Annotated in this window: 22 protein-coding genes; 11 read left to right on the top strand and 11 right to left on the bottom strand. The window is 70.3% G+C overall.

All coding sequences use genetic code 11. The features are described 5' to 3' along the window. Positions 1-10 precede the first annotated feature (10 nt). The 3 genes from AB0L53_RS15930 to AB0L53_RS15920 all read left to right on the top strand — a co-directional run bounded on the left by AB0L53_RS15930 (position 11) and on the right by AB0L53_RS15920 (position 2,320). On the top strand, positions 11-451 hold the full coding sequence (locus AB0L53_RS15930) for a GNAT family N-acetyltransferase (protein WP_363993639.1): 441 nt from the start codon (positions 11-13) through the stop codon (positions 449-451). Positions 452-554: 103 nt separating this feature from the next. Beyond that, positions 555-1,388 (top strand): TauD/TfdA family dioxygenase, encoded by an 834-nt coding sequence (locus AB0L53_RS15925; protein ID WP_363993637.1) that lies wholly within the window; start codon positions 555-557, stop codon positions 1,386-1,388. Positions 1,389-1,441: 53 nt separating this feature from the next. Beyond that, positions 1,442-2,320: a hypothetical protein gene (locus AB0L53_RS15920; RefSeq protein WP_363993635.1), complete on the top strand. Its 879-nt coding sequence runs from the start codon at positions 1,442-1,444 to the stop codon at positions 2,318-2,320. Between the two features lie 32 nt (positions 2,321-2,352). On the opposite strand, the gene AB0L53_RS15915 is transcribed toward AB0L53_RS15920, so the two are convergent. Beyond that, complete coding sequence (locus AB0L53_RS15915) at positions 2,353-3,873, bottom strand: SMI1/KNR4 family protein (protein WP_363993633.1); 1,521 nt, start codon at positions 3,871-3,873, stop codon at positions 2,353-2,355. A 238-nt stretch (positions 3,874-4,111) separates the two neighbouring features. Here AB0L53_RS15915 and AB0L53_RS15910 point away from each other — a divergent pair, with 238 nt between their 5' ends. Then, positions 4,112-5,113 (top strand): SIS domain-containing protein, encoded by a 1,002-nt coding sequence (locus AB0L53_RS15910; RefSeq protein WP_363993632.1) that lies wholly within the window; start codon positions 4,112-4,114, stop codon positions 5,111-5,113. Between the two features lie 356 nt (positions 5,114-5,469). Continuing rightward, positions 5,470-6,903 (top strand): vanadium-dependent haloperoxidase, encoded by a 1,434-nt coding sequence (locus AB0L53_RS15905; RefSeq protein ID WP_363993630.1) that lies wholly within the window; start codon positions 5,470-5,472, stop codon positions 6,901-6,903. 93 nt (positions 6,904-6,996) lie between these two features. Here the strand turns inward: AB0L53_RS15905 and AB0L53_RS15900 are convergent, their stop codons facing one another. Next, the gene (locus AB0L53_RS15900) at positions 6,997-7,614 is read right to left on the bottom strand and encodes a TetR/AcrR family transcriptional regulator (RefSeq protein ID WP_363993628.1); all 618 of its coding nucleotides are present in this window, start codon (positions 7,612-7,614) and stop codon (positions 6,997-6,999) included. Positions 7,615-7,698: 84 nt separating this feature from the next. On the opposite strand from AB0L53_RS15900, the gene AB0L53_RS15895 reads away from it, so the two are divergent. Next, a complete protein-coding gene (locus AB0L53_RS15895; protein WP_363993626.1) occupies positions 7,699-8,445 on the top strand; it encodes an SDR family oxidoreductase in 747 nt (248 codons plus the stop codon). On the opposite strand, the gene AB0L53_RS15890 is transcribed toward AB0L53_RS15895, so the two are convergent. Continuing rightward, positions 8,446-9,549: a LacI family DNA-binding transcriptional regulator gene (locus AB0L53_RS15890; RefSeq protein ID WP_363993624.1), complete on the bottom strand. Its 1,104-nt coding sequence runs from the start codon at positions 9,547-9,549 to the stop codon at positions 8,446-8,448. 158 nt (positions 9,550-9,707) lie between these two features. Between AB0L53_RS15890 and AB0L53_RS15885 the strand changes: the two genes are divergently transcribed. The 4 genes from AB0L53_RS15885 (at position 9,708) to AB0L53_RS15870 (ending at position 12,620) form a co-directional block, all read left to right on the top strand. After that, positions 9,708-10,601: a PfkB family carbohydrate kinase gene (locus tag AB0L53_RS15885; RefSeq protein WP_363993622.1), complete on the top strand. Its 894-nt coding sequence runs from the start codon at positions 9,708-9,710 to the stop codon at positions 10,599-10,601. Then, on the top strand, positions 10,598-10,933 hold the full coding sequence (locus AB0L53_RS15880) for a hypothetical protein (protein ID WP_363993620.1): 336 nt from the start codon (positions 10,598-10,600) through the stop codon (positions 10,931-10,933). The genes AB0L53_RS15885 and AB0L53_RS15880 overlap by 4 nt, the downstream gene beginning before the upstream one ends. 92 nt (positions 10,934-11,025) lie before the next feature. Next, entirely contained in the window at positions 11,026-11,553 is a 528-nt protein-coding gene (locus AB0L53_RS15875) for a SigE family RNA polymerase sigma factor (protein WP_363993618.1), read from the top strand. After that, on the top strand, positions 11,550-12,620 hold the full coding sequence (locus tag AB0L53_RS15870) for an ABC transporter substrate-binding protein (protein WP_363993617.1): 1,071 nt from the start codon (positions 11,550-11,552) through the stop codon (positions 12,618-12,620). The genes AB0L53_RS15875 and AB0L53_RS15870 overlap by 4 nt, the downstream gene beginning before the upstream one ends. Before the next feature lie 68 nt (positions 12,621-12,688). On the opposite strand, the gene AB0L53_RS15865 is transcribed toward AB0L53_RS15870, so the two are convergent. From AB0L53_RS15865 to AB0L53_RS15840, 6 genes are all read right to left on the bottom strand, one after another. Next, a complete protein-coding gene (locus AB0L53_RS15865; RefSeq protein ID WP_363993615.1) occupies positions 12,689-13,618 on the bottom strand; it encodes a dihydrodipicolinate synthase family protein in 930 nt (309 codons plus the stop codon). Between the two features lie 100 nt (positions 13,619-13,718). Continuing rightward, positions 13,719-14,213 carry a hypothetical protein gene (locus tag AB0L53_RS15860; protein ID WP_363993613.1) on the bottom strand — a complete coding sequence of 165 codons (495 nt, stop codon included), beginning with the start codon at positions 14,211-14,213 and terminating at the stop codon, positions 13,719-13,721. Positions 14,214-14,292: 79 nt separating this feature from the next. Next, on the bottom strand, positions 14,293-15,144 hold the full coding sequence (locus AB0L53_RS15855) for a helix-turn-helix transcriptional regulator (protein WP_363993611.1): 852 nt from the start codon (positions 15,142-15,144) through the stop codon (positions 14,293-14,295). 3 nt (positions 15,145-15,147) lie between these two features. After that, the gene (locus AB0L53_RS15850; RefSeq protein ID WP_363993609.1) at positions 15,148-15,666 is read right to left on the bottom strand and encodes a DUF6879 family protein; all 519 of its coding nucleotides are present in this window, start codon (positions 15,664-15,666) and stop codon (positions 15,148-15,150) included. 71 nt (positions 15,667-15,737) lie between these two features. Next, positions 15,738-19,637, bottom strand: coding sequence for an AAA family ATPase (locus AB0L53_RS15845; protein ID WP_363993607.1), 3,900 nt, complete (start codon positions 19,635-19,637; stop codon positions 15,738-15,740). Continuing rightward, positions 19,638-20,765, bottom strand: a complete 1,128-nt coding sequence (locus AB0L53_RS15840; protein WP_363993605.1) for an exonuclease SbcCD subunit D — start codon at positions 20,763-20,765, stop codon at positions 19,638-19,640. It lies immediately after the preceding gene. A gap of 106 nt (positions 20,766-20,871) precedes the next feature. On the opposite strand from AB0L53_RS15840, the gene AB0L53_RS15835 reads away from it, so the two are divergent. Next, the gene (locus tag AB0L53_RS15835) at positions 20,872-22,365 is read left to right on the top strand and encodes a prolyl oligopeptidase family serine peptidase (protein WP_363993603.1); all 1,494 of its coding nucleotides are present in this window, start codon (positions 20,872-20,874) and stop codon (positions 22,363-22,365) included. A gap of 10 nt (positions 22,366-22,375) precedes the next feature. Here AB0L53_RS15835 and AB0L53_RS15830 read toward each other — a convergent pair whose 3' ends face one another. After that, positions 22,376-23,290, bottom strand: a complete 915-nt coding sequence (locus tag AB0L53_RS15830; RefSeq protein ID WP_358436689.1) for an alpha/beta hydrolase — start codon at positions 23,288-23,290, stop codon at positions 22,376-22,378. A gap of 1 nt (position 23,291) precedes the next feature. After that, positions 23,292-24,158: an enoyl-CoA hydratase-related protein gene (locus AB0L53_RS15825; protein ID WP_363993601.1), complete on the bottom strand. Its 867-nt coding sequence runs from the start codon at positions 24,156-24,158 to the stop codon at positions 23,292-23,294. Positions 24,159-24,205 lie beyond the last annotated feature (47 nt).

Raw genomic sequence — 24,205 nt, 5'->3', positions numbered from 1 at the left:
GCATGAGCGCATGCAGATCGAGGAACGGACCGTCGCCAACGCCGACCTGACGGCCCTGCTCACCGCCGCCTTCGACGAGCTGGTGAAGCGCTACGGGCCCGAAGGGCGTTCCGTCGTCAAGGCGCAGGCCCGCTACCTCGTCGCCTACGCCGGGGAGCACCCCGCCGGATGTGGTGCCATCCAGCCGGTTGGTCCGGATATGGGGGAGCTCAAGCGGATGTACGTGGATCCCGCGTTCCGTGGGCAGGGGATCGCCAGGCGGCTGTTGGCGGCCTTGGAGGATCTGGCTCGGGACATGGGCTACGAGACGGTGCGCTTGGCGACCGGGGTCAAGCAGCCTGAGGCCATAGCTTTGTACGAGAGCAGCGGGTATGTGCTTGGCGAGTCGTACGGGATGTATGTGGATCAGCCGCTGACCCGCTGCTACCGCAAGAAGCTGGGCTCGGCCTGATCACGGCTCCGCGCCGGTCCTCTCCCAGTCGCCGGCGCGTGGACCCCGCACCCCGGGCGGGTAGGCCGTAAAGCAGGCGGCACGACCACCGGGAGAGACCACGATGCGGACCAACGCGACACCGGTAGGCGGGCCCACCGCATGGACCCGGTCCACCCTGCGCGAACAGGACTGGCTGCTCCCCATCGACCGGCCACTCACCCGGACCCAACCCGAGTTCCACGTCCCGACGCTGACGGTCCTGGCCGAGAGAGCCAAGGCCGCGCTCGAAGCGGGTCCCGGCCTGGTGGTGATCCGGGGATGGCCGATCGCGGACTGGCCCGAGGAGCGGATCGACCTTCTGTACCACACGTTCGGCTCGCTCATCGGCGCCCCGCGTACCCAGAAGGCCGGTCTGGTGACCACCGGCGAGAACTCCCGCAGGGGCATGGACGACCAAGGGCTGGCCTTCCACACCGACCGGGGCGGACCGCCCGGGCCGCCGCACCTGCTGGGCCTGCTCTGCCTGCGCGCGGCCGTCCACGGCGGGGAATCCCTGCTGGTGAGCGGCCACGCCGTACACGACCGGCTGCTGGAGGAGCGGCCCGACCTGCTTGCCGAGCTCTACGAGGACTTCCATTTCGGCGCGGGCACGGTCTCGAGCTTCGACCGCGTCTACCCCGTCTTCGAGTGGCGCGCGCGGCGGCTCCGCGTCCAGTACAACCGGTACTGGATCGAACGCGGCCAGCAAGCCGCTGGGAAGCCGCTGACCTCCGGCGCCGTGGCCGCCCTGGATGCCTTCGACGGGATTCTCGCCGACCGGGACATGGTCCTGCGTTTCCCGCTGCGCCCGTGCGATCTGCTGCTCGTCAACAATGACGTGGTCCTGCACGGTCGTACGGCGTTCACCGACGACCCGCGCGCCCGCCGCCGCCTGGCCCGGATCTGGCTGGACTGAGCATCCTCAAGGCAGGTTGACTATATTTCGTTCAACGGAGTATGGTCTCCCGAATGTTCAAGAGATCAACTCTTGCCGTGACCATGCTGTGTGCCGTCACGCTCGCCGGCTGCTCCTCCAGCCCTGAGGCGCAGCCTGCCAAGACGACGACCGCAAGCGGCAAGTCGGACAAGCCACAGCAGATTCAGTCGCTCATGGCCGACTGCATGAAGCAGAAGGGCTTCCGTTACGTCGCCTGGGTCCCGCAGCCCAAGCCGGAGACGGACAATGACAAGGCCGCCAACGGCGACTACGAGGCCATGAAGCGGGTGCGCTCGAAGCAGGGCTTCAATGTCTTCTTCACGGTCGCCGACCCTGCCGCCATGCGGAAGCAGGCCGCCTACACTCGCGACGACGACCCCAACACCCCGATCAGGGACGCGCTGTCGAAGGCGCAGCTGCGCAGCTACGACAAGGTCCTCGACGGCTGCCACGTCAAGGCCCTCAAGGACGTGACCGGCAAGGTCGTCAAGAGCATGGACGACGAGTACGAGCAGTACGAGAAGGCCTTCAAGGCCGCCTTCGAACGCGAGCTGAACGGCGACCCCGAGCTGGTCGAGCTGGCCGCGACCATGGCTGACTGCGTCAAGGGCAAGGGCTACCGCGTGGACTCCGTCAGCCCGACGAGCATGGAGGAGCGCGGCTTCCAGGAGTTCTCGGCGCAGATGAACGCCATCGCCAAGAAGCAGGGCCTGGTCGACGAAGGCGCCGACGAGAACACGATCTACCCGCCGAAGCTGTCGCAGGCGGCCGCGAATCAGTACCTCGCCAAGGAGATCAAGGCCGCGCTCGACGACCTCGAGTGCGGCAAGGACTTCTATCCCGCTTTCTTTCCCAAGCTAGGGCGCATCGCCGACCGCCTCGACTCCGAGTTCGGCCACTGGAAGCTCTGAGCGTGCTGGGGGCGGCTTTCCCGCGTGGGTCGTCACCCCCCGGCCTGAGGGCCGGAGTACCGGCCCACAATCCGGCGGCGGCCCTGCCGGTCCGCGGCGTTCGGGGCGAGGACGCGGGCGTTGACCCGGGCCGTCCAATCGGCGACTTCGTCGTAGGAGACCTTCCCCGTCAGGAGCGCGGCTCCGAGGGCGGGCAGCCGATCCGTGCGGGCCCAGAGTTCCTGCCACTGTCTGTAGCGCAGCGCCAGGTAGACCAGCCCGTCCAGCTCGGCGACCGGGCTGAGATCGACGGTGGCCGCGCGGGACAGATCCAGGCCGTCCAGACGGGGAAGGGTGCGCAGCGGGCCCAGTTCGACGGGATGAGCCGTGGCCAGGGTCAGAGCCCGCAAGGTCGGGTGGCCGGACAGCAGGGCCAGGTCGATCGTCTTGACATCGAGGCTGAGCGTCTCGACCGGTGCCTGGCGCAGCACGGTGAGGTCGGCGGACGGGCAGCGGGACAACTCCAGGGCGCGAAGGTACGGGGCCTGGCGCGTGAGCCAGGTGTTCGTGGCGTCGTCTTCCGTCATTCGCAACGATTGACCGCGCGCGCCCGCTCTGTCGTACGGCTCCGGCACGTCGATCCGGAGCTCGCCCTCCTCGTCGATCCAGTGCTCGCCGCGAGCGAGCGCGTCCACGTAGCGGCGGAGCAGGCTCGTCACCGAATCCGCGATGTACCCGGGCCCTTGGTGATAGCCGGGGCCGATGCGGATGACCTGGCCGGGCCGTCCCCCGGCGGCCGGATCCATGTCCACCGCCAGATAGTTGCCGTCGGTCTCCATGACGAACGGGATCCAACCGGGCCGATCAACCGACCGGCGGACCGTCCCGGCCGGGTCGGCGTCGTGGACGAAGGGGCGGAACTGCCGGCCCCGCCAGCCCTCCGGCGCCCAATGGCGGACGCCTCCATGCACCTTGGCGAGTCCCGAGGCGTCCAGCCACCAGGACAGGCGTCCGAAGATGCCGCGTCCCTCGTCGCCGTCGACCACGCCGTACAGCGCCCGCAGGTCCGCCGGCAGCGCCACGTTCAGCCCGCCTTCCACCTCCTCCAGCAGCGCGGGCGGCAGTGGGCGCGGCCAGCCGCCGAAGGGATCGTCCAGCGGAAAGCCGAGCTGTTCGGCCTCCCGTTCGAGGTACTCCCGCAGCAGGCGGACAGCCTCTTCCGGGTCGCCCGCGGGCCGCGGATCGGCGGGGCCGTTCTGCTCGTCCCCGAGGTCGGGCGGGACACGTCCGGGATCGGGCACGTACAGGAAGCCGTTCTTGGGATAGTCCACCCAGCCCACCGCGCGTCCGGTGACCGCCTCGAACCGCCCGGAAGCGTCGACGGTCAACTCGACGCCGAGGCCCTCCTGCGAGTCGTCCGACTTCGTGTACGCCCGGCGCAGGCCACGCACCAGATCCCCTTGCACGGCGCGTTCGCCGCCCGTGTCCGGCCGGTACGACACTCCGGTGAACCCGGCGCCCCGCCTGTCGGCGTAGCCGTTCACCGTCGCCTGTACCCAGCCCGCAGGCGCCACCTCCGCGATTCAGACAGACATGTCACGAAATAGCGTGGTGAGTTCGTCCGTCAATGCCCACTCCATTCGCAAAGCTCGTTGAACGGACTATTCCTAGCAGGGCTGGGCTACGTCCCACCCTTCCGTCGGCTCGAAAAGGCAGGCTCCATTGGGCCGTCACGCGGCCTCTTGACTCATTCTCAATCCGAGTGAGAACGTTATCAACGTCCAACTGAGAACGTTCTCAAAGGGAGTCCACGTGACCGACCTGCTGCCGCTCAAACCGATCGAGTCCGACCTGGCCGACAAGATCCGCGCGACGCTCGACCAACGCCCCCAGCTGGCGGAGCTCGTCTCGGACGTCATCGACAAGGGTCTGCGCAATGTGTTCTTCGTGGGCGCCGGCGGCTCGCTCATCGCCGCCTACCCGGCCCACTACCTACTCGAACGCGAAGGCACCTGGCCCGTCTACAAGCTGCAGAGCGACGAGCTCAACACCGCCCGCCCCCGTCGCATGGGCGAGGGCTCCTTGGTCTTCCTGGCCTCGTACACCGGCAAGACCAAGGAGACCGTCGCCGCCGCGCAGTACGCCAGGAGCACCGGCGCGACCGTGGTCGTGGTGACCCAGGAGGGCGGCCCGCTGGCCGAGGCGGCCGACGTGGCCTTCACCGGCAAGAGTGACCTGTTCATGCAGCTGGCGGCCTATGCCCTGCTGCGCAGGGCCGGGGTGGAACGCGACTGGGCGCTGCTCGACCAGGCCCTCGACGCGCTCCCGGACGCCCTGGTGGCCACCGCGCACGAGGGTGAGGAGCAGGCGCGGGTCATCGCCGAGACGCTGAAGGACGAGCCGATCACGTATGTGCTCGGCTCGGGTCCCAGCTACGCGTGGGCGTACGGGCTGGCCATGTGCTTCCTGCAGGAGATGCAGTGGAAGCACGCGGCGGGCTTCAACTCGGGCGAGTTCTTCCAGGGCGCGTTCGAGGTGGTCAACGACGACGTGGCGGTGATCAACCTGCTGGGCGAGGACCCGTCGCGGGCCATGGCCGAACGGGCCAGGCGCTTCCTCGACACGTACGCGACCAAGAAGACCTTCCACATCGACACGGCGGACCTCACGCTGCCCGGCATCCCCAAGGCGTTGCGCGGCGAGGTGTCCCCGCTGGCGATCGCCGTGCTCATGGACCGGCTGGCCCGCCACTACGAGGCGGTACGCGGTCACGACCTCGACAAGCGCAACTACATGTTCCAGGTGGACTACTGATCTACGCGTTCCAGGAGCGTCGCCGGGCGGCACTCCGCCGCCCGGCGGCACCGACCTTCTGCCTGAGCGCCGCTCTCCGTTTCCTGCCTAAGACCTCCTTTTTGTACGGCAAGCATGGGCCGGCCCCACCCACCGCACGTGGCTGAGGACCTCCAGGAATACGCCCGCTGACCCCGCACGGGGCGGGCCGCCGCTACGTGCGCCTCCTGACCCGGCAACCAGGAGGCGCATCAGGGTGCCGGACCTATGGGGAAGGCAGCTCTTACCCGCGAGATAGCTCGAAAGTGAGTTCGAGCATGGAAACCTAGCCTCTCCGTATGGGGCGCACGGGGGCCCACGACGCGAGGAGACTTGCCATGCCCGTTCTGATGTCCTTACGCGCGGCAGCGCTCACCTTGGTGACCGCCACCGCGCTCGTCTTACCCGTCACACCCGCCCACCCGGCGGCGTCGGCGCAGCCCAACGTGGTGGTCAGGTGGAACACGGCGCTGCTGGCGGCGGTGCGCGGCGGCACCTTGGGGCCGCCGCTGGTGGCCAGGGCGCTGGCCACCGTGCACACCTGTGCCTATGACGCGTGGGCCGCCTATGATCCGGTCGCCGTCGGCACCCGGCTGGGCGGCACGCTGCGGCGGCCCGCCGCCGAACGCACGGACGCCAACCGGGCCCAGGCGATCAGCTACGCGGCCCACCAAGCGGCTGTGGACCTCTATCCGGCGCAGCGGGCGGTGTTCGACGGGTTGATGACCGAGCTGGGCTATGACCCGGCCGACCAGTCCAGCCAGCCGGCCCAAACCGGTCTGGCCGCCTGCACGGCCGTGCTCGAATACCGGCACGCCGACGGCTCCAACCAGCTCGGCGGCTACGCCGACACCACCGGCTACGCGCCGGTCAACGCTCCGATGGTGGTCGCCGATCCGCTGACGACGGTCAACGACCCGAGCCGCTGGCAGCCGCTCACCTTCCGCAACAAGGCGGGCGTGGTGGTCACACCGCCGTTCCTCGCGCCGCACTGGGGCGGGGTCGCCTCCTTCAGCGGCCACGCGCGCGACCTGGCCGACAAGGTGCCCGCGCCGGCGACGTACGGCACGGCCGCCTACCGTGCACAGGCCGCCGAGATCGTGTCGGGCACCGCCGCGCTGACCGACCGCCAGAAGGCGATCGCGGAATACTGGGCCGACGGCCCCAACAGCGAGACGCCGCCCGGCCACTGGTGCCTGTTCGCCCAGCAGGTGTCGGCGCGTGACCATCATGGCCTGGACCAGGACGTGAAGATGTTCTTCGCGCTGGCCAACTCGGTGCAGGACGCCGGGATCGCCTCGTGGGAGGTCAAGCGTGTCTTCGACTCCGTACGCCCGATCACCGCGGTCCGCTTCCTGTACCAGGGGCAGCAGATCGCGACCTGGGGCGGCCGGGTGATCGACGGCGCGACGTGGGTGCCCTATCAGGTGCCGACGTTCCCGACGCCGCCGTTCGCCGAGTACGTCTCCGGCCACAGCACGTTCAGCGCGGCGGCGGCCGAGGTGCTGCGGCGCTTCACCGGCGGTGACGCGTTCGGCGGCGAGGCCCTGATCGCCAAGGGTTCGTCGCAGGTGGAGCCGGGGGTGAGCCCCGCCAACGACCTGACGCTGCGCTGGCGCACCTTCAGCGACGCCGCCGACGAGGCCGGCATGTCGCGGAGATATGGCGGCATCCACTTCCGGCCCGGCGACCTGCAGGGTCGGACCCTCGGCCGGGCGGTGGGCGTCGCGGCGTGGCAGCGCGCGGCGGCCTACTGGTCGGGACGCGGCTGAGAAAGCCCCACGTCGTACGTGGTGTGGCATGCCACATCACGTACGACGTGGAAAGCCCCAGGTCGCCGCTGCCGCTACCGCGGGCACCGGCTGTCAGATGGGTGGCCAGTTTCGCAGCGCCGCGTCGGCCACCCGCTGGAGTTCGGGGCGGGTGGCGCCACCGGCGGCCTGGACGGCGATGCCGTTCGCCACGGTCATGATGTATCGGGCGAGCAGCTCCGGGTCCGCGCCCGGGGGCAGATCGCCCTCGTCGACGGCCCGCTGGAACCGGTGGCGGAGGCGAGCACGGCCGTCGTCGCGCCAGACGATCAGGGCGTCCTGGGCCGCCCGTCCGGAGTCGCCGGCGGCCAGCGAGCCCTGCACACCCAGGCATCCGGCGGGGCAGCCGGGCTGGGTGGTGGCCATGACCGAGCCGGTGAGGAACGCCGTGGCCACCTCCCGGGCGCTCGGCTTCCGCAGCGCGCGGTCCGCATAGGCGGCGGGGCCCTCGGTGTAGCGCTCTAAGGCCTTGCGGAACAGCTCCTCCTTGTTGCCAAAGGCCGCGTACATGCTCTTGCGGGTGATGCCCATAGCGCTGGTCAGGTCGGCCAGGCTGGCGCCTTCGTAGCCCTGCTCCCAGAAGACCGTCATCGCCTGATCCAGGGCCTCGTCGGCGTCGAAGCCTCTCGGCCGGCCGATCGGCGCTTTCCGGGTGATCTCCACGGCCCCCATCCTACAGCTTAGATACCGATCGGTGCGGAAGTGCTATGGTTTCTTTCTGCACCGATCAGTATCTAAATTTCGGGAGTTCAAACCATGGGGCAGCTGGAAGGCAAGACCGCCGTCGTTACCGGCGGCGGCACCGGAATCGGCCTGGCCACCGCCGCGCGGCTGGCGTCCGAGGGCGCTCACGTCTTCATCACCGGCCGACGCGAGGACGCGCTCGACAAGGCCGTCGAGTCGATCGGTTCCGCGGTCACCGCGGTGCCGGGCGACATAGCGGAGCCGGCCGACCTGGATCGGCTGTACGACGCGATCCGCGACCGCGGCCGGGGCCTGGACGTGGTGTTCGCCAACGCGGCCGTGGCCACGTTCGCACCGCTGGCGCAGGCCACCCGGGAACAGTTCGAGCAGATCTTCGGCGTCAACGTCCTGGGCACGCTGCTCACCGTGCAGAAGGCGCTGCCGCTGCTCAACGACGGCGCCTCGGTGGTCTTGAACGCCTCAATCCGCGCCGACGACGGCTGGGAGAACTACGGCCTGTACGCGGCGTCGAAGGCCGCGATCCGGTCCCTCACGCGGACCTGGGCCAACGAGCTGAAGGGCAGGGGCATCCGGGTCAACGCGGTCTCGCCGGGCGCGATCGACACCCCCGGAATCGACACCGCCGTCGGCGAGGAGAACGCGGCCGCCGTCAAAGCGGACCTGGCGACGGGAGTTCCGATCGGCAGGATGGGACGCCCGGAGGAGGTCGCCGCCGCCGTGGCCTTCCTCGCCTCCGCCGACAGCAGCTTCATGCTCGGCACCACCCTGTACGTCGACGGCGGCGAGAACCAGTTCTGACTATGGGGCCGTCTCGGCGGGCGTCCGAACGGATCTGGCCGACTCGCGCTCGACGAAGCGGGTGGGCAGGCGGCGGTGTACGGGGCGGCGGTCGGTGCCCTGAACGCGGTCCAGGAGCAGGCGGCCCGCCTCCGCCCCCAGCTCGTACACCGGCTGGGCCACCACGCTGAGCGGCGGGGAGATCGCCTCCGCCCAATCGGCGTCGTCGAAGCCCACCAGCGACACGTCGGCGGGACAGCGCAGCCCGAGCCGCCGCAGCGCCTGGAGCACCCCGAGCGCGAGCAGGCTGTCGAGGGCGAGGATCGCGGTCGGCGGGTCGGGCAGTCCGAGCAGGCGGGTCGTGGCCGCGGCGGCGTCCTCCCTGCGGAAGCCCTCGGCGCTGACCAGTTCGGGCCGGGGCTCGATGCCGCTTTCGACCAGGGCGTCGCGGTATCCGGCCGCGCGGGCGCCGACCGTGGTGGCGCCCAGGCGTTCGACGCCGCGCAGCCCCGGGCGGGCCAGCCGGGGCCGCAGCTTCTCATCGCCGCCGGTCAGTAAGGCGATGTTGCGGTGGCCCAGCGCGAGCAGGCGTTCGGTGGCGTCCTTGGCGGCGGCGCGGTTGTCGATGCCGACCGTGTCGGCGTCGAGCCCCGGGACCCGCCGGTCGAGCAGGACGACCGGGATCCCGGCGTCGATGACGTCCTTCAGGGCGTCGCGGTCGGCGGTGTCGGTGGGCGCGACGACCAGGCCGTCGACGCGCCGCTCGGTGAGCACGCCGAGCGCCTTGCGTTCGAGCGAGAGGTCCTCGTCGGTGTTGACCAGCAGCACCTCCCATCCGCGCTCGTGCGCCACGTCCGCGATGCCGCGCAGGGCGCGGGAGAAGAACGGGTTCTCGATGTCGGGTACGAGGACGCCGAGCGTGTGGGTCAGCCCGGTGATCATGCTGCGCGCCAGGCTGTTGGCCCGGTAGCCGAGGCGTTCGGCCGCGGCCAGCACCGCCTCGCGGCTCTTGCCGCTCACCGAGCCGTAGCCGCCGAGTGCCCGCCCGGCCGTCGCGGTGGAGACCCCTGCCTCCTTGGCGACGACCTCGATCGACGGCATGCTCCGCCGAGCGCTGCCGCTCATCCGCACCCCCGGTGCTGCTAGATGTCCACACCATCATGCTCCCACTGACGGGAGGCGATCACCGTAGCGGATTTACCAAGGGCTATTGACATGCGTCTCAGCGATTGAGAACGTTCTCACCCGAGCGAGTGAGAACCTTCCCATTCTCAGGAGAACGTGTGCAGCCACGCTTGATTCGCCTGGTGGCCGTCGGGGACAACGTCGTCGACCGCTATCCCGATCTCGGCGTCATGTATCCGGGCGGCAACGCCGTGAACGTCGCCGTGCACGCCCGCCGTACCGGCGCCGAGGCGGGTTACCTGGGTGCGGTCGGCACCGACGGGTCCGGGCGCGTGGTGCGCGACGCGCTGGCCGCCGAGGGCGTGGACCTGTCACTGCTGCGGACGGTGGACGGGCCGAACGCCTTCGCCACCGTCCGTCTCGTCGCGGGCGAGCGCAAGTTCACCGGCGGGCGCGAGGGCGTCTCGCGCTTCCGCCTCTCCCCCGCGGATCTGGTACGGCTGGCGGCGGCCGACATCGTGCACACCGGCGAGTGCTCGTTCCTGGAGGGCCAGCTCGACCAGCTGGCCGCGCACGCCAGGCGGCTGTCGTTCGACTTCTCCGAACGCCCGTGGGACTACGTCGAGGAGCATGCCCGGCACGCCGGGATCGCGATCCTGTCCAGCCCGTCCGGCTCGCGGGACGAGGCGCTCGCGCTGGCGCGGCGGGTACGGGCGCTGGGCCCGGCCACGGTGGCGGTCACCCTCGGCGCCCACGGTGCCGTCCTGGTCTCGGGAGCCGCCGGAGCGGGCGAAGCCGCGGGCGACAGCGCCGCTGGAGTCTTAGGGGGCTCCAGAGACGTGGTCGCCTGGGGTGCCGCCGAGCCCGTCGCCGTGGTGGACACGCTCGGCGCCGGTGACGCGTTCATCGCCCGCCTGCTGGTCGGCCTGGCCCGCGGCGAGGACCTGCCCGCGCTGGCCGTCGCGGCCACCGCCTACGCCTCCCACGCCTGCACCTCCTACGGCGCGTTCGGACACGAAGCCCCCCTGCCAGGCACCAAGGAGAGCCCATGAACACGCATCGCTGGATCGCCCTACTGCTGGGCACGGCGCTGGTCACCGCCGGTTGCGGCGGCGGCTCGGCCGGCGCGCCCGCCGCCCTGGTGTCGGCGGCGCTGCTGCAGGCACTGTTCGCGTGGAACGAGTTCGCGTTCGCGCTGGTGTTCGTCAGTGACGACTCGCTGAAGACGCTACCGGTCGGGCTGATGGCCATGCAGAGCCGCCTGCTCACCGACTGGCCGGTGATGATGGCGGGGCTGACCATGGCCGCGCTGCCGACGATCGTGCTGTTCCTGATCGGTCAGCGCCAGTTCCTGCGCGGCCTCACGGAAGGGGTGGGCAAGTGACCGCGCGGCCCTGACGTCTCCATCCCACCTCAGGAGTGCCAACCTTTCGCCGCGCCCACAGCGTCTGGAGGTTATCGACTTGAGGAGAGACGTTGGATCGCGATGCCAGTTTCCAGGCGTTCGTGGACGCTCACCAACGTCCGTTGATGCGCCTGGCCTATCTGCTCACCGGAGAGGTCCACCTCGCGGAGGATCTCGTGCAGAGTGTGCTGGTCCGCATGATCGGGCGGTGGGCGAAGTTAGGCCACATCGACAACCTCGACGCGTACGCGCGCAAGGCTATGGTGAACCAGTACATCTCGTGGCGGCGGCGCCGCGGCTCCGACGAGGTGCCGAGTGCCGAGCCGCCCGACCGGGCCTACTCGCCCGAGGACTCCGCCGTCCTGCGGATCGTCCTGCGCCAGGCACTCATGCGGCTGACGCCCAAGCAGCGCGCGGTACTCGTCCTGCGCTTCTACGAGGATCGGACCGAACGTGACGTCGCCGACCTGCTGGGCTGCTCCGTCGGCACCGTGAAGAGCCAGGCGCACCACGCCCTGGCCCGCCTGCGCGCGCTGGCACCCGAGCTGGCGCCGAGACTGCCCGTTCTGGACGACCACAGTGCGGAGGCACGCCGATGACCTGGCTCGGAGACCAACTCGGCCGCATCGCGGACGACATGCCGGAGCGTGATCTGGCCGCCAGGGCGATCGAGATCCATCAGCGCAGGCGGCGCAACTTCATGGCGCTCACCGCCGCCGTGGTGGTCGTGGTCACCGTGCTCGCCGCCACTGTCGCGATACGGGCGCTGCCCGCCGAGCCGCGCGCCGCCGCCCCGCCGCCCGAACAGTCCACCATCAGGGTCGGGGTGGTGCCGACCGTGGAGTCGGTGCCCGTGGCCGTGGCCCTGAACAAGGGATATTTCAAGGAGGAGGGGCTGACGGTGGAGCCGAGAATCATCTCCGCCCCGGTGGCCGCGTTCTCCCTGGTCGAAAGCGGCACGCTGGATCTGGCGCAGACCGACTACTCGACAGTCTTCCTGGCGAACGAGGTGGGCAAGAAGTTCAAGATCGTCTCCAGCCTGTATCAGGCCGCGCCAGGAAGCTTCGCGGTCGGCGTGAACCCCAAGTCCAAGATCAAGACGGTGAGCGACCTCAAACGCAAGAGGATCGCGGTCTCGAGCCTCGCGGGGCTCGAGACGTTGGCGATGACCGCCGTGCTGAAGCGGGCCGGACTGACCACGAACGACGTCCGGCTGACCGCCGTGCCCGATGGCGACATGCTCCCCGCGATGGCCAAGGGCCAGGTTGACGCTGCCCTGATGGCCGAACCGTTCATCACCATGGGCCGCGAGGTAAGACGCGTGCGGATTGTGGCCGACGCGATGACCCAGGAGTTCGCGAACCTGTACACCGCAGGCATGATGGCCACCGACAAGTGGATTCGCGAACGCCCTCGCACGCTGGCGGCCTTCCAGCGCGCGCTGGCCAAGGCGCAGCGCCTGATCGCGAGCGACCCCCAGCAGGCGCGCGCCGCTCTGCTCGAATTCGCCAAGGTCCCCCACAATTGGGCGGCAGACGTTGCATTCGGCTCCTATCCCGCCCAGCTGGACCTGACAGAACTCCAGCGGGTCGCCGATCTGGCCCGCGCCTACAAGTCGGTCAAACACCCGGTAGACGTCAGGAACACCGTCGTGAAGGGCGGGTGAGCCCGGCTAGGTGCCGGGCGAAGGCGGCATCGGCGCTCGGCTCCCGCCCGGCTCTTGGCTCCCGGGCGCTACGGTTCGGGGAACAGCTCCGGCAGGGCCGTCCTGGCGATCGGGCGGAGCCGCTCGGCGTGCTCCTCCTCCACCGATCGGTACGGCCAGCGGACCCGGGTGCCGATGTCCGCCCAGCCACCGACATGGGCGAGGAACTTGTCGAGCGCCGGATTGGCGTACCCGCCGGACGCCAGCGGCTGGACGTGCTCGGCGAAGAACAGGCCGATCCGGCGCTCCACGTCGCGCGCCGCCGCCGGATCGGCGCGCATGAGGTTCTGCCAGGCCATGGCGCCGGTCGGGCTGAACGCCGCGATATTGGAGTAGGACCCCGCCGCGCCCAACTCCATACCGGTGGCAAGGGTGTGCCCCGCCACGAACACCGGCAGATCGGCCGCCTCGGTTCGCATCTCGCGGTACCAGCCCGCATCACCCCCCGCGACCTTCACCCCGACCAGCGCGGGAACCCGTGCGGCCAGCATGCCGAAGTCGGCGGGCGTGAGGCGGGTCTTGGCGTGCGGCGGGTTGTACAGGACCAGCGGCACAGGGTCGGCGACCTCGGCGACCCGCTCGAGGAAGCCCACCACCTCGGCCAACGACGGTGGCGCCCAGTCCGGCAGGATCACCTGGATGGCCCCGGGGTGGAGCTCACGGGCGAGCTCCACCCGCCGCAGGCAGGTGGCGGCGCTCATGTGACTGGCGCCTATCTGGTACGGCAGGCCGGCGCAACGCTCCGCGAGCAGCTCGTTGACCTGCTGGTATTCCTCATCGGTTATGGCGTGGAACTCCCCCGCCGTGCCGTGGGCGTACACGCCGTCCAGACCCGCCACCGCCAGCCGGTCCAGCTCGTCGGCCAGCCGGGCGAAGTCGATGGAGTCGTCGGGGCGGAGCGGCAGCAGGACGGTGCCCCACGTACCACCAAGCGTCTTTCGCGTAAGAAGTGGCTTCATACGCCGAAATATCATCAGATATCGGTGCGCCATGGGTAGACGCGACGGCTCGGCGGCGCTGTTCGCGTGACTCAGGACCGCCTAACGCGGCCCTGAGTCTTCAGCGGGTAACCCGCAGCGCCCATTCAACCGAGTCTGGCGCCTGAACGCGGACCGTCAGCGCCTTCTTGGAGTTGAGATTGAGCTGATTCAGGGTCGGAGTGAGCGTTCCCTTCAAGCAGATAAATGGCAAATTCACCGTAGGCGCCAAGATGATCTCGGCCCTTCCTGCCCCCTGGCAGTCGAACATCACCCATAGGCGACCCTTGCCGGGAACAACGCCGATGATGCGAGAACCCTTGGTCGGTCCTGCGGTGAGCAGGGACTCGGTTCCGGCATCCATGCCCGGCAATCGCAGAGGACCGGGCCTGTCGGGCAGAGGCGTGGTCGTTTCGGCCTGGGACGGGTTGCCCGGCGAGACGGCGCCTTGTTGCGAAGATCGTGCCACCGGAGGCGCGGACGCGCAGGACACGACCGCACAGACCAGAATCAGAGACGCGATGGCGGGCGCCACCTGCCGGATACTCAGCGGGTGCGGCTTGGGCTGCTCATCCATGTTCGCCATTGGACCGCAATCACTGTGCGTGGGCGAGAGCCGTCAACGAACGGGGCATTCATGCCCACGCGGTAGGGGACTACTCGTCGAGGGCGGCCACCGCAGACGTGATGATGCTGCGGGCTGCTTTGCCGTACACCGCAAGCCCTGCCAGCTTCGTGAACACGTCGGCGTACATGCCGATCTCGTACGGCTGAGTGATCGTCAGATGGCCCGAGATGAGTTCGACGGTGACCTCGGCGTCATCGAACATGAAGAACGCCTCCGTTGGCCAGACGCTGGAGCGGTTGGCGTCGAGGGGGATGATGCCAAGAGACACCGATGGCAGCGCGCTCACGGTGAGCAGGTGGCCGAGTTGGGCGGCCATGACCTCGGTGCCGCCGATGGGCGCGCGCAGGACGCTTTCCTCCAGAACCACAGCGAACCGGTGATCACCCTCGTGGATCACGCGCTGCTTATCGAGGCGCACCTGAACGGCCTCCTCCACATCGTTGGGGAGGCCACGGCGCAGCATCAGCGCAGTGAGCACGGCCGCGATGTACGGGCCGATCTGTAGCGGTCCTGGGATCAGCTTGGAGGAGTAGATGCGGAAGTGCCGTGTGCGCTCCCAACGGGGAATGACGGCTTCCTGGGCTTTGCGTAGCCCAGTGCGTTCCATGTGCCGCCACTCCACGAACATGCCCTCGATGGCTTCGAGTGAGACGACCAGTTCCTCAGCCTGTTCGGGTGCGCCACAGTGCCTGCACCATGCCCGGATGTCAGCGGCGGCGGGGCGCCTTCGGGCGTGCTCAATGCGGCTCACCTTGGATGCCTGCCAACCCGCCAGGCGCGCAAGATCGCGCCCTGACAGGTCGGCTGCTTGGCGTAAATGGCGAAGTCTCGCCGCCAGGATTTGAAGCGCCTGCTCAGCGCTTGAGGACGTAGGACGCACGGCTCAGACTGGCCGATAGTCCTCGTGCGGAATAGCGCGGCTCCAAATGGCCTCGAACGCCTCCGTGTGCTGCTTGACCAGTGCGGGATCGGTGATGAGTTCTGTTCCCACCTTGTCACCTACCCCGCTGAAGTGGTGCACGAGTAGCGTGCCGGCGTCGAACAGCCAGAAGTCGTTCGGCGGCAGCATCAGGTCTGTGGTCCTCTGGCGTGGTAGCCAACGCACGTGCTCACCGGCGCGGATGTTCGGGATGGTCACGTCGTACTCGTACCGGATGTAGGGGCTGATGGGCTCGGAGATGATGCGCGCCCGTCGCACGTCGACGCCACGAGCGACGGCGTCAACGACATTCTGGAGCCATGGCCGCCACCATGAGGACCTGTCGTCCAGGTCGATCCTGTGTCCGGCTTGCCACGCCGTGAGGCTCGGGTCATTGAGGGTGTAGCCGTCGCGCGTCTCCAGGTGCCAGGCAGAGCGCTCGCATGCGGCCAGGAGCTGCTCAAGCGTCGCCGTGGCTGCCACGGGCTACCTCCGGGAAGAACTGCATCATGCGCTTGGGGAAGGGGACAGCGAACGCAGGCCTGGGCCGGTCGTCAGCCCACCCCGACCGCCGACAGGGTGGATCCGGTGCGCGACTTCGAGACCCTGAGCTGGGCCGGGATCCTCGAACGCAGCTCGGCGACGTGGCTGATGATGCCGACCGCCCGCCCTCCGTCGCGCAGCCCGTCGAGGATGTCGAGCACTCCGTCGAGCGTGTCCTCGTCGAGAGTGCCGAAGCCCTCGTCCACGAACAGCGTGCCGATCTCGGCGCCACCCGCTTCGGCGGTCACCACGTCGGCCAGGCCGAGTGCGAGAGCCAGCGAGGTGATGAAGCTCTCCCCGCCCGACAGCGTGGCCGGGTCGCGATCGACACCCGTCCATCCGTCGGCCACGCGCAGCCCCAGCCCGCCACCTGAACGCCCTCTGGCTCCGGCAGTCTTCCGCAGGTCGTGCCGCAGCAGGTAGCGCCCTCCCGACATGTGGTCGAGGCGCTCGTTGGCGGCGTCAACAACCTGCCGGAGCCGTTCGCCGAGCACGAACGACGACAGGCTCATGTTCCACTGGTTGTCACTCGACGTACCGCTGGCCAGCGCCGCCAGCCGCTCGGCCAGCCGGTGCCGGTCGGCGGCGGGCTGCCACCGCTCGATGCACGCGCCCAGCTCCGCGCCCAGCTCGGCCACCCGCTCCTCCCGCCGCGCGGCCCGGTCTCTGACCGACGCCAGTGCCGTGTGCGCCTGCTCGGCCTCGTCGCGCGCCGCCTCGGCGGCGGCCAGATCGGGTACGTCCTGCCGCGCGGCGGCCACCAGCTCGGGATCGGCCAGCGTACTGGTCACGGCCGCGTGCTGCGCGTCCAGCCGCCGCAGCAGCTCGGCCTTGCCGTCCCGCTCGTACTCGCTCCTGGCGGCGGCCTCCACGTCGGCCACGTCGCCGAACCCCGCCTCCAGAGCCGCCCGTCGGGCCGCCTCCACTGAGCTGACCCGCTCAGCCTCGGTGGCGACAGCGGCCTGCGTGGCTTCCAGGGCCTCCCGTAGTAGTTCGGCCTCGTCGTTCAGCCTGGACAGGCGGGCGGTGAGCGTGGGGTCGTCGCCGCGCGCGCTGTCGAGCCGCGCGGTGAGCCGCCCCGCGTCACCGCTGAGCTCCTCTTGCCTGGTACGGCAGGCGGCCAAGCGGGCGGTGACCCGGCGCGCCCGCTCTTCCAGCGCCACCCGCTCCTGGCTGAGCCCAGCGGCCTCCCGCGCCAGCCCGGCCTCCCGCCCGGCCGACTCCCGAAGCCGCTTCACTTCTGTCTCGGCCACCGCCAGCACGGAGGGCGCCAGCTCGGGACCGATCGTCGCTGCATCGGCGTCTCCTGGAGCCGGTCCCTCGGAGGCCGTGTCCCGATCAGTCTGAGCGAGCGGCCGCACGTCGACGTCGGCCCCGTCCTCAGCCTCAGCCCAGACGTGCGCCTCGGGATCGGTCTGGACGGACTGAGCGGACCGTGTATGGCGGCGGGCGTCGAGGTGGCGGGTGTCGGGGTCGAGGAGGCCGCTCTGGAGGAGGCGGGTGACGAGGCGGGTGCGTTCGGCCTGGTAGTGGGTGTGGTGGGTGCGGTGGGCCGTGAGTAGTTCGCCGAGCTCGCGGGCCTGGTCCCGGACGCGGTCGCGCTCCGTCTCGATGCGGTCCAGCTCGGCGGCCAGTGCGGGCTCGCGTTCGGCGATTGACTCCAGGCGGGTCAGCTCCTCCTGCGCCCGGAGCGCCGTGGTCTCCGCGGTGCCGGGGTCGAGGCCGCCCGCCGCCGACAGCGCGTCGGCGTGGCGGGATTCCAGGGAGGCGAGTGTGCGTTCGGCCGCCTCGCGTTCGGAGAGGGCCGCCTCGTGGGCTTGCTCCGCCGCCAGTTCGTCGTCGGCGGACGGGGCGCTGGGGGCGGGTGAGGCCGGGTGGGGGTGGTGATCGGAGCCGCACACGGAGCACGGGCTGCCGTCGGACAGATCGCGTGCCAGCTCGGCGGCCATGCCGTCGATGCGTGCCTGCCGTACGTCCAGCCAGTGCTCGCGCAGGCCCTGGGCTCGGTCCACAAGCGATTGGTGGCCGGCGGTGGCGGACTCCAGCTCGGCGGCCAGCGTCTCGGCCCGGCAGGCGGCATCTCGTACGGCCCTGGCCGCGTCGAGTGTCGCGACGGCGGCGGGGATGGCGGCCGTCTCGGCCCGTACCTCCGCAAGGCGGGCATTGGCGTCGGCCAGCCGTCCGGGCAGTTCCGCGTCGGCGGCGGCCACCTCGGCCTCGCGTTGGGTGAGGCGGTCCAGCTCTACGGCCAGGCCGGCCAGCTCCCGGTCGACGGCGATCAGCTCGGCCGCCGCGGTCCGTACGGCCTCGGCCGCCGGGATCCTGGCGGCGTCCAGGCGGGCCCGCGCCAGCTTGCGTTCGGCCTCCTCGACGAGTGCGGGCAGGGCGGCGAGCCGGGTGGCGGCGGTCTCATCCTCGGCGGCCAGCCCGGTCAGCTCCTGCTCGACGCGCTGGAGGTCGCGGCGGACGACCAGCAGTCTGGCCTCCTCGGTGAGCAGCTCCGACAGGCGGGCGATCTCTGCCTGCCGGTCTCGCTCCATGGCGTGCAGCCGCTCGGGCTCGACCCAGCCGACCAGACTCCCCACCCGAACCGCCGCACCGCCGTGCCGGGACCCGCCACCGTCGTCGGACAAGTCGGACAAGTGGTGGGAGGGCTCGGCAAGCGGCCAGTCAGCGGGGTAGGCCGCAGGCGCGTCGGTGGGAGCGGGAAGTCCGGTGGGGGTGGCTTTCAGGAGAGGGTAGGCGCGGGCGACGGCGTCCGTGGCCAGGGAGTGGGCCTTGGCGGCGGCTTCGGCGCGCTGCCGGGCGGATCGGATGAGCGGAAGCACGCGGTCCGCGCGGGCGGCGTCGTCGAGGATGGCCTGGAGCTCGGCGCGTTCCTCGGCTCGCTCGTCGAGGGTGCGGCGCAGCGTCAGGGCCTCGGCGTGGCGGCGCTGGCGGTCGGCCAGCGACGTCGCCTGCTCGAAGCGGGAACGTGCCGAACGCAGCGCGTGCCCGGCCGCCGCATGTTGCTCGGCGGTCCGGACGACGACGGCGCGGGCGGCGGCGAGCAGCGCTCCGGCCCACCCCAGCGGGTCGGTGTCCGAATCAGGCGGGTCGGCGTCCGCACCGGGCGCAGCGGCACCGGGCGCGTCGGCACCGGTCACGGTGACGCCGGGCACGGTGAAACCGGGCACCTCGACGTCGGCACCGGACGCGGCGGCATCGGCACCGGACAGGTCGCCCGCGACCGAGACGGAGAGGTCGCCTGCCGCCTCCTCCAAGCGTTGGATCGCGAAGTCCACCTGCTGCCGCAGCTCCTGCTGATCCCGCCAAGCCGCCTTGCGGTGCTCGGCCAGCCAGGCCTCCGTCTGGGTGAACACCTTCACGGTGAACAGCCGCTCCAGCAGCCGCCGCCGGTCATCCCCATCGGCGCGCAGGAACCTGGCGAAATCCCCCTGTGGCAGCATCGCGACCTGGCAGAACTGGTCGGCGTTCATGCCGAGCAGCCCGCCCACGAGGTCACCGGCCTCGTCGGAGCGGGTCGTCAGGCCGTGCCAGGCGGACCCGACCCGTTCCTCGACGATGACCTTGGCCTTCTCCTCGGTGAACCCGGACCCGCGCAACTTGGGCCGCTGCCACACCGGAGAACGCTGGATGCGCAGTAACCGGCCCCGCAGCGACACCTCTAGCGAGACCGAGGGCCCGACCGAGGGCGGGGCGTGGTCGCAGCGCAGCGCGCGGGCGCTGTTGCGCTGGCCCGGGACCTGGCCGTAGAGGGCGAAGCAGAGGGCGTCGAGGATCGTGGTCTTGCCCGCGCCCGTCGGCCCGTGGACGAGGAACAGGCCCGCCTCCGCCAGAGCGTCGAAGTCGACCGTCTCCGAACCGGGGAAGGACCCGAAAGCCGTGAGCGAGAGCCGGTGCGGCCGCATCTACGCCATCGTCTCCTTCACCCTGGACGCCTCGATCGCCTGTCTTAGCAGGTCTTCCTCATCAGGTCCGGCAGGCTCGCCGCGTACTTCCCGAATGAAGTCGAGCGCCACCTCCGCCTCCGGCCGGCCGCTGAGGCGGGCGGGCTGGGCGACGGGAGCGCCGCCGGAAGGCTCGAAGGACAGCGCCAGCGTGTGGGGGAAGCGGGCGCGTAGCCGGTCCATGGCTGATTTGGGGCGGATCGGGTCGGTCAGTATGACCTGCAGCCAGTGATCTTCCACGTCGTCATACGCCGAGGAGGTCAGCAGGTCCTCCAGCGGACCACGCAGGCGGCCGATCGGCCGGGGAACGGGTGCGGGTACGAAGTCAATCTCCAAAGAGTCGACCTCCGAAGAGCCGAGCGTGACCAGCCACGACCCCTTCTTCTGGTTGACCTCCGAGAAGGAGTAGGCCAGGGGGGAGCCGGAGTAGCGGACCGTCTCCGACATCCGCTGGCGACCGTGCAGATGACCGAGCGCGACGTAGTCGACCCCCTCGAAGGCCGACAGCGGCACGTGCGCCACCCCGCCCACGCTGATGTCGCGCTCGCTGTCGCTGGCCTCTCCCCCGGTGACGAAGGCGTGGGCCAGGACCACCGAGTGGCGGTGTCGCGGGGCGTCGGCGCGGATGTGCGCCATGGCGTGGGACAGCGCGGCGGTGTGGCTGCGGTCGGGCAGCTCCCAGGGGCCGCGTACCAGCTCGGGCTCCAGGTAGGGGATGCCGTAGAAGGCGACGTCGTCCACCAGCACCGGCTCCCAGGCGCGGGACGGGTCGGTGCGCAGGTGGACCCCGGCGGCGTCGATCAGGTCGGCGCCGAACCCGAGCCGGCGGGCCGAGTCGTGGTTGCCGCTGATCAGCACGGTGCGGGTGCCGGTGCCCATCAGGCGGCGCAGCGCGTCGCCGCAGAGCGCGACCGCGTCGACCGGCGGCAGGGCGCGGTCGTAGACGTCGCCCGACACCACCACCACGTCGACCCGCTCGGCACGCACCGTCTCGATCAGGTGGTCGATGAACGCGGCCTGACCTTCGAGCAGGCTCTCGCGATGGAACGAACGCCCCAGGTGCCAGTCGGAGGTGTGCAGGATCCGCATTCGCAGGAAGCTAACAGGTCTCACCGACAAATGCGGTCCCCTGCGTCACACGTCTCAGGAGTAGGCTGAAAGATCGGCGGGCAATTCAACCCACATGGGGAGGCCGATGCGCACTGGCCGTGGCACCGTGAGCGTCGCCGCAGGTTTGGTGCTGGTGGCTCTGGCCGCAGTCGGCTACGTTCTGCCACCCGCGTTCAACCCTCCGCCACTCCAGGCCGATCACACGATGCAGGCGCTTCCGCCCCAGCCCGCGAACGAACTGCGGCCCGTGGTCGCGGTGACTCCCGTGCACCGCGAGGAGATCTCGCTCCCGGCTGAGGGCCAGACTCTGTTCGGAACGGTCCGCGCCCCCACGACGCCGGGACGGCATCCGGCGATGGTGTTCGTGTCGGGGTCGGGCAACGGCTCGCGGACGGAGTTCACGCCGCAGGCGGAGTTCCTGGCCAAGGCGGGCGTGGTGACGCTGGCCTTCGACAAGCGGACGGTCGGCTACAACTTCCGCGACCGCGACTTCGGGCTGCTCGCGGACGACGCGCTGCGCATGGTCGAGTACATGCGCACGCGTCCCGACGTGGACCCCGACCGGACTGGGCTGTGGGGGGTCAGCGAGGGCGGCTGGGTGGTGCCCATCGCGGCGGCCAAGAGCCGCGACGTGGGGTTCGCGGTGCTGGTGTCCTCGCCGAACGTGTCGCCGCTCAGGCAGGTGGCCTGGGCGCTGAACGAGCAGTTGCAGCGCCTGCGCGCGCCGATCGGCGTGCGCGACCTGCTCACCAGGGCGATGGGCGGGGTGGGCTTCAACTTCCTCCGCTACGACGCGATGCCCGCGCTGCGCCAGATCAGGCAGCCGGTGCTGGCGTTCTACGGGACGATGGACCCGTCCATCCCGTTCGTGGAGTCGTCCCAGTCCTTGATCACCGCGCTCAAGGCGGCGGGCAACGACCAGTACACGATCCGCTTCATGGACAAGGCCGACCACGCCATGCGGATCAACGGCGGCCCGTTCGCGCACGGCTACCTGGAGACGCTGGCGAACTGGATCATCGGCCTGCCCGGCACGGCGCGGCCCCAGCTGCACGTGGCGGGCACGACGCCGGTGCAGCGCTTCGAGGCCAGCGACGTCCCCGCCGCTCCGTGGTACGCGGGCGGCACGATGCTGGGGCTGACGATCTGCCTGGCCGCCGTCGGTTACGTGGCGGGCCCCGTGGCCGCGATGGTGGTACGCCTGCGTGGCCGCCGGCAGACCCCGGCCGACACCAACGCCAGGCTCTGGCCGCCGATCAGGCGGAGGCTGCGCCGGATGGCGTGGACGGGGCTGGGGCTGCTGGTCTCGGTGCTGGCGTTCATCACGGTGCTGGTGCTGTTCTCGGTGAACCAGGCCGGGGCCTGGCCGGCCGTGCTGGCCGGCTGGCTGGTGGTGCGGGTGCTGGCCGTACTGATGCTGGTGCAGGAGGTCACGGCGGTGGCGGCGGTCGTGGCGGGGCTGCGGGAGGGCATGCGGCCGAGCCGCTGGCAGCACGTGGCGATCGCGGGCGTGCTCGGCGGCACGGGGCTGCTGCTGGTGGCGGCGGCCTACTACGGGCTGTTCGCGTTCCCCTGGTAGCCGAAGGCGCTCAGCCTCCGGTCTGGTAGACGAAGGCGTTCAGCCACCGGTCGATCTCGGCGAACACCTGCTTGCGCACCGGCTCGGCCGACAGCACCAGGTCGTGCATGCCGTCGGGGATGCGTACGCAGGTGACGTGCGGGCCCACACAGGTGGCCCAGCGGGCGATGTGCCGGGGATCGAGTACGGTGTCGGCCGAGCGGGCTTCGGGGACGAAGTCGCGTACCCGCAGGCCCGTGGCCGAGGCGAGCACGAGGACCGGCACGTCCACGGCCAGCCCGGCGTGCAGCCGCCGCTGCGCCCGGCGGATGGCGGCCAGCCAGGTGGCGTGCACGGAGAAGCCGCCGAGCGGCTTGAGTTCCAGGTCGTAGTCCCATTCGCCCTGTTCGGTGCGGTGCAGGCTCTGGCCGTACGCGAAGCTGACGCCCAGCGGCAGCGCCCGGCTGGAGTACGACAGCGGCGTCTTGAGCAGGTCGGCGGCCAGGCGGAGCGGAGCGGGCACGTTCAGGTCGAAGAACGGACTGTTGAGCACGAGCCCCTGCACCAGGCCCTGGCCGCGGACGCGGTCGGCCCACAGCGGCGCGACCAGGCCGCCGGTCGAGTGCGCGTTGATCGTCAGCTCGTCGTGGTCGCGCCTGATGACGCGTACGGCCTCGTCGATCTCCGGGAAGTACTCCGTGACGCTCCTGACCAGGCCCCTGGTCTGGTGCGGCAGTAACGACCTGCCGTACTTGCGCAGGTCGAGGGCGTAGAAGTCGATGCCACGGCCGAGGTAGTGGTCGGCGAGGTGGTCCTGGAAGAAGTAGTCGGTGAACCCGTGAAGATAGAGCACCGCCCTGCGGGAACCGGCTCGGCGGGAGATCAGCGTCGCTACGACGTCGCCTTCGAAGTCGGGCGGCATGGACAGAACGGTGGTGTCGTACATGCTAGACACGATAAGGATTTACCGGCCATGACGGCACACCGCCCGGCAGGTCCTCACTGATCTTCATCGGGAACTCGGCCGGCCGCTTCTCCAGGAACGCCGTCACCCCCTCCACGGTGTCGGGCGCGGACCCGAGCTCGGCCATCAGCCGGGAGTCGGCCGCGTGCGCCTCCCAGGGCGACGAGGCCGACAGCCCTGACCACATCAGCCTGCGGATCGCGGCGACCGACACGGCGGAGGTGTTGTCGGCGATCTCCCGGGCCAGAGCGTAGGCGGCGGGCAAAAGCTCCTCGGCGGGCAGTACGCGGGACACCAGACGGCCCTCCAGCGCCTCGGAGGCGGGGAACACGCGCCCGGTGGCCACCCACTCCATGGCCTGCGCGATGCCGACGAGCCTGGGCAGGAACCAGCTCGACGCGGCCTCGGTGACGATCCCTCGGCGGGCGAAGACGAAGCCGAATTTCGCGGTGTCGGCGGCCAGCCGGACGTCCATCGGCAGCGTCATCGTGACGCCCACGCCGACGGCGGGGCCGTTGATGGCGCCGATGACCGGCTTGAGCGACCGGGCGATGCGTAGCGCGACCGTGCCGCCGCCGTCGCGCGGCGCGCCGTCGACGAGTTCGCCTTCGCCGGACTCGCGGCGGCTGAAGGTGTCGCCGCCACCGCCCAGATCTGCCCCGGCACAAAAGGCCCGGCCGGCGCCGGTGACCACGACGGCGCGTACGTCGTCATCGGCGTCCGCGAGGTCGAACGCCTCTATCAACTCTCCGCGCATGGCAAAGGTGAAGGCGTTTAGCCTCTCGGGGCGCTTCAATGTGATCGTGGCGACCCGGCTGGTCACGCCGTAGTCGATCTGGGAGAAGGACATAGGCCGAATCTTATTCGGTTACTAATGTTCACTCTCCCCTAAAGACA

The sequence above is a fragment of the Nonomuraea sp. NPDC052129 genome (assembly GCF_040680095.1).
GTDB lineage: Bacteria > Actinomycetota > Actinomycetes > Streptosporangiales > Streptosporangiaceae > Nonomuraea.
The sequence above is the reverse complement of the archived record's forward strand: the minus strand, read 5'-3'. Positions and strand labels throughout refer to the sequence as shown.